This window comes from Salmonella sp. 32120201201600049SM (assembly GCF_017572835.1).
Taxonomy (GTDB): domain Bacteria; phylum Pseudomonadota; class Gammaproteobacteria; order Enterobacterales; family Enterobacteriaceae; genus Salmonella; species Salmonella enterica.
Map to the genome: position 1 here is coordinate 402,172 of NZ_JAGESA010000003.1, position 13,091 is coordinate 415,262.

Sequence of the window (13,091 nt, forward strand, 5' to 3'; positions counted from 1 at the left end):
TAACCAAATAGGGCAGGTTATTGCAAAGAGACATCCGCGTTTATACCCAAAATAATCCGTAGCCAACACATAAGCAACTTGAAGTATGAAGGGTATATGTCTGATGGAAAATCGGTCCCGGTTAGTAGGGTAATGGCGCCGGAGGGGCTCCGGCGCTTTTTACTTAGCCGAGCGCCTGGGCGAGTAGCGTAATGGGGTGTTCGCAGCGCTTGCTTGTAGACATCTCAATTTGCCACTTACAGGTTTCACAATCGGTGACGACAATGTCGGCGCCGCTCTCTTCAATCTGGCGGAACAGCGGCGCGCCGATGGACTGTGATGTCGGATAGTTTTCCTTTTTAAATCCATACGTACCGGCAATGCCGCAGCACTGTGAATCAAGTACCGTCAATTCAAGCCCCGGAATTTGCCGCAATAATTCAAGCGTGTAAAGCGTCCAGCCCATTTTTTCCATATGACACGGCGTATGGTAGACCACTTTCAGCGGCAAAGGATTAAGCGGCAGCGTTTTCCCGGCATCCAGTTTGCGCCATAGCCAGCGGGTGGCCAGCTCGATATGTTCGCGCAGCCCGGCGTTGTCCACGTCCAGCACTTCAGGATATTCATCGCGCAACGCAAACGTACAGGTGGATGACGTGGCGATGACCGGAATACCTTTGACGGCAATCGCCTCGCGTAGCGACTCCACATTGCTGATAGCCTGTTTGCGAGCTTTATCCGTAAAACCGTTAGCGATCAGCGGTACGCCGCAACACTTCTCTTTACTCAGTAACTGTACGCCAGTACCCATTGCGTTCAGCACCTTAATCAGATCTTTTCCGAGCTGCGGATGGTTGTAATTCACAAAACAGCCATGGAAAAAGGCGACCTGATCTTTGTATTTAGCCTGCTGCGCCGCCACGCTACGATACCAGCGGCGGAAGGTGCCGAAAGAGTATTTTGGTAAGGTGCGGCGATGATCGATTTTGAGCGCGTAATCAAGCAACTGGCGCACTGGCTTTAATGCGGTGGCGGTATTGACCACCGGCGCGAACGGCGTTGAAACGCTGCCCATCAGATCGGTATGGCTGAGAATAAAATTACGCAATGACGGGCGCGTCGTATCGTATTTCGCGCGGGCGCGCTGGATGATATCGCCAATCTTCACGTCCGACGGACAGGCGACCTCACACCGTTTGCAGTTAATGCAATATTTCAGCGCCTCATCATACAGTGCGCCGTCTTTCAGACGCAGGCGCTCGCCATCCGGTCCGGCCTGTTTAGGGCCAGGGTAGCCAGGATTAACGCGGCTGACCGGGCACGCGGTGGTGCACACCGTACATTTAATACAACTTTCAAAACGTGTGTCGCTCATTGCTGTTCTCCTGCACGCTCAGCGATATGGTGCGCGGCCTGGAGGGCGCTGACTGCGCAGACACCGCCGCCGCATCCCTCAGCTATAGGATCGAATCCCGCCAGCACAGAACCTATTGCATACAGATTTTCTACCGTGTTGCCCGCAAGGGAGGGGCGGAAGGCGTCATCCGTCACGACGCCAAACTGCTGCCAGGGCTGTGGGTCGAAGAAATGTTGTTGATACCATTCGGCGCGGGTGGCCGTTTGCTGTACGTCGAGCCCTAAAATAGGTTCGCGGATCCCTTCGCGCTCGGCAACCAGACCGCTACTAAAGAAGCTACCGCTGGCAAGTACGGCAAAACGCGGGCGCAGTGGGATATCGGCATGGTTGCGGGTCCATATTTCGCTCACGGTACCGCGACGGCAGGTGACTTTCTTCACTTCATCGCCCGGCATCCAGATGCCGCCCTGACGGACAAACTGGCGCTGGAGCTGATTGTGCAGACGAATACCGAGCACCGATGGCGGCAGCGTCGGCAGCAGCGTGAGCGCGCAGGGCAGACGTTCGTTAAGCCAGCGCCACAGCGTATCGTTCGCCAGCCCGAAACAGGCGGGCATGATGATCATGTCGCAGTTTGTCGCTATTGGCGACAGCGCGTCGTACAGCAGTGGCCATTTTTCTTCGTTATCAAGCAGACGCGCAATATTGACCGCGCGAAATTCCGTCGGGTTATCACGCAGTACGTCCAGTTCCGGAAGGTCGATTTCTGCGGTTTCCACGTTGAGATCGCGTTGACGCAGCGACGCTGCCGCAAGGTGCGCCTGGAAATCCAGTAATCCGCTAACGCCGACGACGCAAATTCGCTGTGCGGATAACGGCCAGACCGGTACTTCCGGCGAGCTAAGCCAGGTTGAACGCAATGTGCCAAGCGGCGTGACACGCTGGTGCGCCTGCTGTACGTCGCCGTATAACTGCGCGCCGCTGGCGTTAAGTAGCGTTTGCGCCTGTTGCGCCAGCGTAAGGACTTTTTGCGCGCCTAACCGCGAATAAGGATGTTCAGGCGCCTGGCGGCGCAGCGCATCAAGCCCGGCGGTAATGTCGGTTACCGGTTGGCCGTCGGGCAGGGCGCTGAGTAGATCCAGCGAGCCGGAGGAAAAATGCAGCGCGCTTTGTCCGCGGGTGACGATGGCGCAGCGTAATCCATGCTGCTGGAGTTGCAGTCCGCATAGCAAACCGGCGAGACCTCCGCCCATAATAACCGTATCAAATTTCATCCTGGTGCTCCTTCTCCAGACCGCATAATCCCTGATAAACCCAGCGCGTGAATTCGCTTTCGCGCAGCGCGTCTCCCCAGGCGACAGGTTGTACGCCTTTCCAGCGCTCATTCAGAAATTCAGAGAGTTGCGTAATAGATTGCGCCGCGGTCGTCACATTAAAACGCTGCAATAGCCCGGCCGCGCGGCAGGCGCATAGCTCGCCCTGGCAAGTGCCCATCCCTACGCGGGTGCGACGGCGCAGATCCAGCAGGCTATTCACGGTTAAGTTTTCGACGGCATACTGCACTTCCCCCGCCGTGACGGCCTCGCATTCACAGACCAGGCTACGGTGTTGGCGGCCTTCACTCAGCCACCCCGGCGTGCGATCGCCATGCCGATAAACCGCCGATCCGCGTAGCGGCGCGGGAAGCGAGATAATGCGTTTCAGCGTATGTTCCGTAGACTCTTTTGAGCCAGGCAACGGCGTATCCGCCGTGATGCAGGGGCGAGTATTGCCCAACTTGCGGCACACGGCGTCGGTCGCCCATTCCGCCATCAGGCGGTAAGTCATTAGCTTCCCGCCGGTAATGGTAATGAAGCCTTCAAGCCCGTCGCGTTCGGCGTGGTCGAACAACACAATACCGCGGCTGACGTTACGACCGCTGGGATCGTCATCGCTGGCCACCAGCGGGCGGACGCCGGAATACGCGCGCAGAATACGCGTCTTCGCCATGACAGGGGCCAGTTTTTCCCCTTCACGCAGCAGGATATCGACTTCATCTGCGGTGACGCGGTTGCTGTCTATCTCATTGTAATCAATATGGGTAGAGGTGGTGCCGATCAGTGAAATCGTATCGCCAGGTACCAGAATGTCGGCATCCGATGGTTTCCGGCAGCGGTTAATGACATGCTGGTTGATCCGATGGTCCATGATCAACAGCGAGCCTTTCGCCGGGAACATGCGAATACTCAGGTCGGCGTATTCGGCGATCCGTTGCCCCCAGATACCTGCCGCATTGACCACCACCGGCGCGTGAAGCGTCTGGGTTTCGCCAGTGAGATGGTTGCGCACATGGACGCCGCAGACCGTTGCGCCTTCACGAATGAGCCCGGTCACTTCATGCGCCGTTAACACGATTGCGCCATGTTCTCTGGCATCCAGCATATTGGCGGCGGTAAGGCGGAAAGGGTCCACGGTGCCATCCGGCACTTTTACCGCACCGATGAGCGCAGGGTTAACGGAAGGTTCGATGATGCGAGCCTGCTGCGGATCGATGGCTTCAGCGCGAATGCCTGCCGCTTCACAGGCGCGAATAAAGGTGGCCTGAAACGCAAGATCATCTTCCGGCAACGTAATAAACAGACCATCCGTCGGTTCGACGCAATGGCGGGCGATCCGTTTTAAAATCTGGTTTTCACTAATGCACTCGCGCGCGGATTCCGCGTCGGTAACCGCATAACGAGCGCCGCTGTGCAGCAGCCCGTGGTTACGCCCGGTCGCGCCGGTCGCTATATCATGCCGTTCCACCAGAATGACACGTAAACCGCGCAGCGCGCAGTCGCGGGCGATCCCTGCGCCTGTTGCTCCACCGCCAATGATAATCACGTCACTTGCTTGCGAGTCGCGAGTTTTCATTGTTTTTCCTCACAGTTCGTTTTTTATCATTTAGCCATACAAATCATATGGAATGTTTGATTTCGCGCATAATCGCTCACTATTCGAAAATGAAACGTGATTTCGTGCGCCTTTCTGAACATTGGTCATAAAACTGTAACAATATGTGCTGTAATTCACATTAACGTGACGTATCTTTACTTAACATCGCGGCCACACTGGGAGCAGCGGGGTTGTTTGAACAAACTGCGGTGTTTACCTCTAAATAAAATACGGGCCACGGAGGCTACAATATGTTGAGTATTTTTAAACCAGCGCCGCATAAAGCGCGCTTGCCAGCGGCGGAGATTGATCCGACCTATCGCCGATTACGCTGGCAGATTTTCCTGGGGATATTCTTTGGCTATGCCGCGTATTATCTGGTGCGCAAGAACTTTGCCCTCGCGATGCCCTACCTGGTAGAACAGGGTTTTTCACGCGGCGATCTGGGCTTTGCGTTGTCCGGGATTTCCATCGCTTATGGTTTTTCGAAATTTATAATGGGTTCGGTGTCCGATCGCTCGAATCCGCGCGTTTTTCTGCCGGCAGGGTTGATTCTGGCCGCAGCAGTCATGTTGTTTATGGGCTTTGTACCGTGGGCGACATCCAGCATCGCCGTGATGTTTGTGCTGTTGTTCCTTTGCGGCTGGTTCCAGGGGATGGGGTGGCCGCCGTGCGGACGTACAATGGTTCACTGGTGGTCGCAGAAAGAGCGCGGCGGCATTGTGTCGGTCTGGAACTGTGCGCATAACGTCGGCGGCGGGATCCCGCCACTGCTGTTCCTGCTGGGGATGGCGTGGTTTAACGACTGGAAAGCGGCGCTCTATATGCCAGCCTTTGGCGCGATTGTGGTGGCGCTGTTCGCTTTCGCAATGATGCGCGATACGCCGCAATCCTGCGGTCTGCCGCCTATCGAAGAGTATAAAAACGACTATCCGGACGACTACAACGAAAAAGCGGAAGAAGAGCTGACTGCGAAGCAGATCTTCATGCAGTACGTACTGCCAAACAAACTGTTGTGGTACATCGCTATCGCCAACGTGTTTGTTTATCTGCTGCGCTACGGCATCCTCGACTGGTCGCCGACCTACCTGAAAGAAGTGAAGCATTTCGCACTGGATAAATCCTCCTGGGCCTACTTCCTGTATGAATACGCGGGTATTCCGGGCACGCTGCTGTGTGGCTGGATGTCGGATAAAGTCTTCCGCGGCAACCGTGGCGCGACCGGCGTGTTCTTTATGACCCTGGTGACTATCGCGACCATCGTTTACTGGATGAACCCGGCAGGAAACCCGAACGTTGATATGGCTTGTATGATTATCATCGGCTTCCTGATCTACGGCCCGGTAATGTTGATCGGTCTGCACGCGCTGGAACTGGCGCCGAAAAAAGCGGCGGGTACGGCGGCGGGCTTTACCGGTCTGTTTGGTTACCTGGGCGGTTCTGTCGCTGCAAGCGCCATTGTGGGTTATACCGTTGACTTCTTCGGTTGGGATGGCGGCTTTATGGTGATGATTGGCGGCAGCATTCTGGCGGTAATCCTGCTGGTGGTCGTGATGATTGGTGAAAAACGCCATCATGATGAGCTGCAGTTAAAACGCAACGGAGGCTAATAACATGAAAACCACACTGAAAAACCTTAGCGTGGCGTTAATGTTGGCAGGAATGACCATCGGAAGCGGCGCCGTGGCGGCTGAAAAAGTCGTTATCGCCCACCGTGGTGCCAGCGGTTATCTGCCGGAGCATACGCTACCGGCGAAAGCGATGGCGTATGCGCAAGGGGCAGATTATCTGGAACAGGATTTAGTGATGACAAAGGACGACCATCTGGTCGTCCTCCATGACCACTACCTTGACCGGGTGACTGACGTCGCTGATCGTTTTCCGGACCGGGCGCGTAAAGATGGGCGCTATTACGCTATCGATTTTACGCTGGATGAAATTAAATCCCTGAAGTTTACCGAAGGGTTTGATATTGAAAACGGCAAAAAAGTACAAACTTATCCGGGCCGTTTCCCGATGGGAAAATCTGATTTCCGCATTCATACCTTTGAAGAGGAAATTGAATTCGTTCAGGGATTAAATCACTCTACCGGTAAAAATATCGGTATTTATCCGGAAATTAAAGCGCCGTGGTTCCATCATCAGGAAGGGAAAGATATTGCCGCGAAAACGCTGGAAGTGCTGAAGAAGTATGGTTACACCGGCAAGCAGGACAATGTCTATTTGCAGTGTTTTGATGTCGCTGAGCTGAAACGTATTAAGAATGAACTGGAACCCAAAATGGGGATGGATCTCAATCTGGTTCAACTTATTGCGTATACCGACTGGAATGAAACACAGCAGAAACAGCCGGACGGTCGTTGGGTAAATTACAACTACGACTGGATGTTTAAGCCGGGCGCTATGAAGCAGGTGGCGGAATATGCGGACGGTATTGGTCCGGATTACCATATGCTGGTTGCGGAAGGCTCAACGAAAGGGAATATCAAGCTGACTGGAATGGTGCAAGACGCGCATCAGAATAAGATGGTAGTGCATCCTTACACTGTGCGTGCCGATCAATTGCCGGACTATGCCACAGACGTCAATCAGTTGTACGACATCCTGTATAACAAGGCGGGCGTCGACGGGCTGTTCACTGACTTCCCGGATAAGGCGGTTATGTTCCTGCAAAAAAATGACTAAAGGTTTGCCATAGTCGAAGTGACGCGCCGGATGAGGGCATAAACGCCTCATCCGGCCTGGCGCAACGTTTGCCAGCGTAAGTCTGGTAAACGCAATGCCATCAGGCGGGGTTGTTTTATAGCAACCCCTCATCGGTCAGTGTTTCCATACATTTTTGTAATAAAAATAACGGACTTCCTTCTACCGGCGGTTCTTTTGCTAACAGGGAAATTTGTCGATAAAAGGTGGGCTCCAGCGCCACGGAGCATAATTTTCCTGTCGTGGCTTTTAAGGTTAATTCTGGCAATAAGGCGATACCTAATCCCTGGCGAATAAAATTCAGCGCAGTATCGGGATGGTTAAATTCATATTTAAATATCGGCTCAATACCCTTTTCTTTAAACAACGCCATAATGCTTAATTCATAACGACCTTTACTGACAATAAGTGGTTCGTCCATCAGTTCTTCGACCGTTACCGTACTATTGGCCGCCAGGGGATGATTTTCAGGCACCACTACGGTGAATTTATCCCGGTAAATGGGGACGCAATACATACCGTTGACCGGAAAAGGAACGAAACCGGCATCAATACTTCCGTCCTGCAGCGAATCAATAATAGCCGTACTGTTCTCTTCATAAGGGATAATTTTTACATTTGGATGATGGCTTTCAAAATAGCGAATGACGCCGGGTAAAATGCAGGCGCAGGCGCTGGGAAAACAGCCAATCCGTAGCGTACGGGCCGGGTTCTTTTTTTCTTGTTCGGCAATCTCTTTTACCGCGTTGACGTCGCGCTGGATCGCGCGTAAGTGCCTGACGATGCGGCTACCGGCGGCGGTAAGCTCAATCTCTTTACGACGCTCACGAATCAATATATCAACGCCGAGCTCCTCCTCAAGCGCGGAGATGGCCTGGCTGACGGCGGATTGCGTCATGTATAGCCGTTTGCTGGCCTCGGTAAATCCGCCGTACTCCAGTACGGCAAGCAGGGCGTGGATTTGGGTTAGTGTCATTAGTAAAACCTAATTAATATAATTAAAACGATTAATTTTTCTAATAGAGTGCACTTGTTTATACTGCGATTCTATCGAATACATCACATTTTGACGCACCTGATAGGTGTTCAGTTGAGCTGAGCGTTGCCTGCGTGCGCCATCTGAACGGGTCGTTAAGAATGAAAGAAAAATTATGGACGAAGGATTTTTGGGCAATCACCATAGTCAGTTTTATTATCTTTTTTGTTTTTTATGTACTGCTAACTTTATTACCCATTTATATCGCTGACCGCCTGCATGCTTCTGCAGATAAGGCCGGGCTGTTAGTGACATGTTTCCTGGCCGCGGCAATTGTTATTCGGCCATTTGCCGGACAGTGGGTGGGAAAATATTCGAATAAAAAGATTCTGGTGCTCTCTTCTCTGGCTTTTTTGGTGATTACCGCGCTGTATCCGGTTTGCCATTCTATCGAGTCGCTGCTCTTTATCCGCGTACTTCATGGGATTACGTTTGGTGTTATTACCACGGTAAAAGGAACTATTTCAGCGCGGTTAATTCCGGCCTCCCGACGTGGAGAGGGCATCAGCTTTTTCTCTTTAGCGATGGGCCTTGCGATGGTCGTAGGACCGTGGATCGGTTTGAATATGGCCCGCTGGAACGCGTTCACTGCCGCATTCTGGCTTTGTTCCGCTGTAGCGGCGTTAGGGATTGTACTTTCCCTGATTGTGACGGTCCCTCCGGTAATTCGTCATGCCGATGGTTCGAAACCGAATCTGGGTTTTGCCGCGATGTTTGACCGCGCCGCCTTGCCTTTTGCGCTGGTCACCTTTTTTATGACTTTCTCCTATGCCGGCGTATCGGCTTTCCTGGCGCTGTATGCGCGTGAGCTGGATTTAATGGCGGCGGCCAGTAATTTCCTGCTGTGCTACGCGATTTTCCTGATGATATGCCGTACCTTCACCGGGAATATTTGTGATAAAAAAGGGCCGAAATATGTTGTTTTCCCATGCCTGTTGGCTTTTACCATCGGTCTGGTGGCGCTGGGCTACACCAATGGCAGCATCATGATGATTATTTCCGGCGGTCTCATCGGTATCGGCTACGGTTCGGTCACGCCGGTTTTCCAGACGCAAATTATCAGCTCGGTTGAACCGCATAAAATCGGCGTGGCGAATTCACTGTTCTTTAACGCGATGGATGCCGGAATGGCGATTGGCGCCTTTATCATGGGAATGATGGTTGAGTCGGTTGGCTATCGTATGATTTATGTCGCTGGCGCGGTGCTGGTGGTACTCGCTGGCGCACTGTATGCCGTGCAGATGAAAAAACGTGGCGTGATGCCTTTGGTTTCCACCAGCGAGTTGCACTGAGTTACATCTCGATTTCGATATCGCCTTTTGCCCTGCAGCAGCAGGGCAAAATCTCTCCCGGCTGGATAAACGCTAAAGGTTCCGTAATCCAGTCAACCTGACCGGCAACCAGTCGGGTACGGCAGGAGCCGCAATAACCTTCGCGGCACTGATACTCCACCTCAACGTTATGCGATTCCAGCGCGGCCAGCAGAGAAGGGTGTTCATCCTGGCACAGCAGCTGTGTGCCAGTGATACGCAGCGTGACGCGTCCCATCAGAGCTGGAAATTACTCAGATCGTCGGTATCGACTTCCGAATCGATTTGTCCGACCAGATAAGAGCTAACTTCCACTTCCTGTGGCGCGACCTGAACGTTATCGGACACCAGCCAGGTATTGATCCACGGGATTGGGTTGGAGCGGGTCTGGAACGGCAGATCCAGCCCTACCGCCTGCATACGAATATTAGTAATATATTCAACGTATTGACACAGGATGTCTTTATTCAGGCCGATCATCGAACCGTCGCGGAACAGATAGTCCGCCCACTCTTTTTCCTGCTGCGCCGCCTGCACGAACAGGTCATAACATTCCTGTTTACACTCTTCGGCGATTTCCGCCATCTCCGGGTCGTCCACGCCGCTACGCAACAGGTTCAGCATATGTTGCGTGCCGGTCAGATGCAGAGCTTCGTCACGGGCGATCAGACGGATAATTTTGGCGTTGCCTTCCATCAGTTCACGCTCGGCAAATGCGAAAGAGCAGGCGAAGCTGACGTAGAAGCGGATGGCTTCCAGCGCGTTCACGCTCATCAGGCACAGATACAGTTTTTTCTTCAGCTCACGCAGATTCACGACAACCGTTTTGCCATTAACGGTATGGGTGCCTTCACCGAGCAGATGCCAGTAGCTGGTCATCTCAATAAGTTCGTCGTAGTAGGCGGAGATCCCTTCGGCGCGCTTCTGAATTTGCTCATTGGTCACGATATCGTCAAACACGACCGCCGGATCGTTGACGATGTTACGAATAATGTGGGTGTAGGATCGTGAGTGAATCGTCTCAGAAAACGCCCAGGTCTCTACCCACGTCTCCAGCTCCGGGATGGAAATGAGCGGCAGCAGGGCGACGTTCGGGCTACGTCCCTGAATGGAATCCAGCAGCGTCTGGTATTTGAGGTTGCTGATGAAGATATGTTTTTCGTGCTCCGGCAACGCCTGATAATCGATACGATCGCGGGAGACGTCGACCTCTTCCGGACGCCAGAAGAAAGAGAGCTGTTTTTCGATCAGTTTTTCGAAGATGTCATATTTCTGCTGGTCATAGCGTGCAACGTTGACCGGCTGGCCAAAGAACATGGGTTCCTTGAGCTGATCGTTTTTCGTCTGTGAAAAAGTGGTGTATGCCATTGAAGTGAATCCTTTATGGGATGAGCGCCGGATGGCGGCGCAAGCGCCTTATCCGGCCTACAAACCGTACAATCGTAGGCCGGGTAAGCATAGCGCTACCCGGCACTATTCATCAGATCTTACAAGCGCCGCTTTCGCAGCCATCGTCCTGAATAGAAGGCGCCAAATCGTCCTGCGCATCTTCCGCGCCGTCGCGGGTATTTTGATAGTACAGAGTTTTCACGCCAAACTTATACGCGGTGAGCAAATCTTTCAGCAGTTGCTGCATCGGCACTTTTCCTGACGGGAAACGTGACGGATCGTAGTTGGTATTGGCGGAAATCGACTGATCGATAAACTTCTGCATGATACCCACCAGTTGCAGATAACCGTCGTTGTTCGGCATCTCCCACAACAGTTCGTAAGCGTCTTTCAGATGCTCATAATCCGGCACGACCTGACGCAAAATACCGTCTTTCGAGGCCTTGATGCTGACGTAGCCGCGCGGCGGCTCAATGCCGTTGGTGGCGTTGGAGATCTGGGACGACGTTTCCGACGGCATTAGCGCCGATAGCGTGGAGTTACGCAGACCGTGGGTTTTGATCGACTCACGCAGCTGTTGCCAGTCGTAGTGCAGCGGTTCGTTGACGATCGCATCCAGATCTTTTTTGTAGGTGTCGATCGGCAAAATGCCTTTTGCATAGGTGGTTTCGTTGAACCATGGGCAGGCGCCTTGCTCTTTCGCCAGTTCGTTGGACGCTTTAAGCAGATAGTACTGAATGGCTTCAAAGGTTTTATGCGTCAGATTATTGGCGCTGCCGTCGGAATAACGTTTACCGTTTTTCGCCAGCCAGTAGGCGAAGTTAATCACGCCAATGCCCAGCGTACGACGGCCCATTGCGCCGCGTTTGGCAGCCGGAATCGGGTAATCCTGATAATCGAGCAGAGCATCCAAAGCGCGTACTGCCAGAATAGCCAGTTCTTCCAGCTCGTCCAGAGTTTTAATGGCGCCCAGGTTGAATGCAGACAGCGTACACAACGCAATTTCGCCGTTTTCATCGTTGACATCGTTCAGCGGTTTGGTCGGCAGGGCAATCTCCAGACACAGGTTAGACTGGCGTACCGGGGCGACAACCGGATCGAACGGACTGTGAGTATTGCAGTGGTCAACGTTCTGGATATAGATACGACCGGTAGAGGCGCGTTCCTGCATCATCAGCGAGAACAGTTCGACCGCTTTCACACGCTGTTTGCGGATGCTGTCGTCGTTTTCATATTTCACGTACAGGCGTTCGAATTCGTCCTGGTCGGCGAAGAACGCATCGTATAGCCCGGGTACATCGGACGGACTGAACAGCGTAATGTCGCCGCCCTTCAGCAGGCGGGTGTACATCAGTTTGTTGATCTGTACGCCGTAGTCCATGTGACGTACGCGGTTACCTTCCACGCCACGGTTGTTTTTCAGTACCAGCAGGCTTTCCACTTCCAGGTGCCACATCGGATAGAACAGTGTCGCCGCGCCGCCGCGCACGCCGCCCTGCGAACAGGATTTCACCGCCGTCTGGAAGTGCTTGTAGAACGGAATACAGCCGGTGTGGAACGCTTCGCCGCCGCGAATCGGGCTGCCCAGCGCACGAATGCGTCCCGCGTTGATGCCGATACCGGCGCGCTGAGAAACGTATTTCACGATAGCGCTGGAGGTGGCGTTGATGGAATCCAGACTGTCGCCACACTCGATCAGTACGCAGGAGCTGAACTGACGGGTTGGGGTACGCACACCGGACATGATGGGCGTCGGCAGCGAGATTTTGAACGTAGAGACCGCATCGTAAAAACGTTTTACATAGTCAAGACGCGTTTCACGCGGGTAGTTCGAGAACAGGCAGGCCGCTACCAGAATGTAGAGGAACTGCGCGCTTTCATAGATTTCACCGGTCACGCGGTTTTGCACCAGATATTTCCCTTCCAGCTGCTTAACGGCAGCGTAGGAGAAGGTCATATCGCGATCGTGAACGATAAACGAATCCATCTGCTTGAACTCTTCTTCCGTGTAGTCTTCCAGCAGATGATTGTCGTATTTGCCAAGCTCAACCATTTTTACCACATGGTGGTAAAGTGCGGGCGGCTCAAACTGGCCGAAGGCTTTCTTACGCAGGTGGAAAATCGCCAGACGCGCAGCCAGGTATTGATAATCCGGCGCATCGCGAGAGATCAGGTCTGCGGCGGCCTTAATGATAGTTTCATGGATATCGGAGGTCTTAATCCCATCATAAAACTGAATATGCGAGCGTAGCTCGACCTGAGAAACCGATACGTTATTCAGTCCTTCTGCCGCCCAATCAAGCACGCGATGAATTTTGTCGAGATTGATGCGCTCAGTACGGCCGTCACGCTTTGTCACCAGCAGACTCTGATTCATGTGGTTTTCTACCTGTTTACCTGTCCG

Annotated in this window: 10 protein-coding genes; 3 read left to right on the forward strand and 7 right to left on the reverse strand. The window is 53.2% G+C overall.

The window, feature by feature from the left end:
- Positions 1-163 precede the first annotated feature (163 nt).
- The 3 genes from glpC to glpA are packed head-to-tail and all read right to left on the reverse strand — an operon-like array spanning position 164 to position 4,228.
- Positions 164-1,354: an anaerobic glycerol-3-phosphate dehydrogenase subunit GlpC gene (gene glpC, locus J4650_RS10480; RefSeq protein ID WP_001285726.1), complete on the reverse strand. Its 1,191-nt coding sequence runs from the start codon at positions 1,352-1,354 to the stop codon at positions 164-166.
- Entirely contained in the window at positions 1,351-2,610 is a 1,260-nt protein-coding gene (glpB, locus tag J4650_RS10485; RefSeq protein ID WP_000667152.1) for a glycerol-3-phosphate dehydrogenase subunit GlpB, read from the reverse strand. Before glpB ends, glpC begins: the two co-directional genes overlap by 4 nt.
- Positions 2,600-4,228, reverse strand: a complete 1,629-nt coding sequence (glpA, locus tag J4650_RS10490; RefSeq protein WP_000857207.1) for an anaerobic glycerol-3-phosphate dehydrogenase subunit A — start codon at positions 4,226-4,228, stop codon at positions 2,600-2,602. Before glpA ends, glpB begins: the two co-directional genes overlap by 11 nt.
- A 272-nt stretch (positions 4,229-4,500) precedes the next feature.
- Here glpA and glpT point away from each other — a divergent pair, with 272 nt between their 5' ends.
- Both glpT and glpQ read left to right on the forward strand, forming a co-directional pair.
- A complete protein-coding gene (glpT, locus tag J4650_RS10495) occupies positions 4,501-5,859 on the forward strand; it encodes a glycerol-3-phosphate transporter (RefSeq protein ID WP_000948739.1) in 1,359 nt (452 codons plus the stop codon).
- 4 nt (positions 5,860-5,863) lie between these two features.
- Positions 5,864-6,934: a glycerophosphodiester phosphodiesterase gene (gene glpQ / locus J4650_RS10500; protein WP_000858952.1), complete on the forward strand. Its 1,071-nt coding sequence runs from the start codon at positions 5,864-5,866 to the stop codon at positions 6,932-6,934.
- A 115-nt stretch (positions 6,935-7,049) separates the two neighbouring features.
- On the opposite strand, the gene J4650_RS10505 is transcribed toward glpQ, so the two are convergent.
- The gene (locus tag J4650_RS10505) at positions 7,050-7,928 is read right to left on the reverse strand and encodes a LysR substrate-binding domain-containing protein (protein ID WP_000176719.1); all 879 of its coding nucleotides are present in this window, start codon (positions 7,926-7,928) and stop codon (positions 7,050-7,052) included.
- A 161-nt stretch (positions 7,929-8,089) separates the two neighbouring features.
- Here J4650_RS10505 and J4650_RS10510 point away from each other — a divergent pair, with 161 nt between their 5' ends.
- Positions 8,090-9,280: an MFS transporter gene (locus J4650_RS10510; RefSeq protein ID WP_000660247.1), complete on the forward strand. Its 1,191-nt coding sequence runs from the start codon at positions 8,090-8,092 to the stop codon at positions 9,278-9,280.
- Position 9,281: 1 nt separating this feature from the next.
- Here J4650_RS10510 and yfaE read toward each other — a convergent pair whose 3' ends face one another.
- The 3 genes from yfaE to nrdA form a co-directional block, all read right to left on the reverse strand.
- Positions 9,282-9,536: a ferredoxin-like diferric-tyrosyl radical cofactor maintenance protein YfaE gene (gene yfaE, locus J4650_RS10515; protein WP_000533921.1), complete on the reverse strand. Its 255-nt coding sequence runs from the start codon at positions 9,534-9,536 to the stop codon at positions 9,282-9,284.
- On the reverse strand, positions 9,536-10,666 hold the full coding sequence (gene nrdB, locus J4650_RS10520; RefSeq protein ID WP_000332026.1) for a class Ia ribonucleoside-diphosphate reductase subunit beta: 1,131 nt from the start codon (positions 10,664-10,666) through the stop codon (positions 9,536-9,538). The genes yfaE and nrdB overlap by 1 nt, the downstream gene beginning before the upstream one ends.
- A 112-nt stretch (positions 10,667-10,778) precedes the next feature.
- Positions 10,779-13,064, reverse strand: a complete 2,286-nt coding sequence (gene nrdA, locus J4650_RS10525; protein ID WP_001076495.1) for a class 1a ribonucleoside-diphosphate reductase subunit alpha — start codon at positions 13,062-13,064, stop codon at positions 10,779-10,781.
- Between the last annotated feature and the right edge of the window lie 27 nt (positions 13,065-13,091).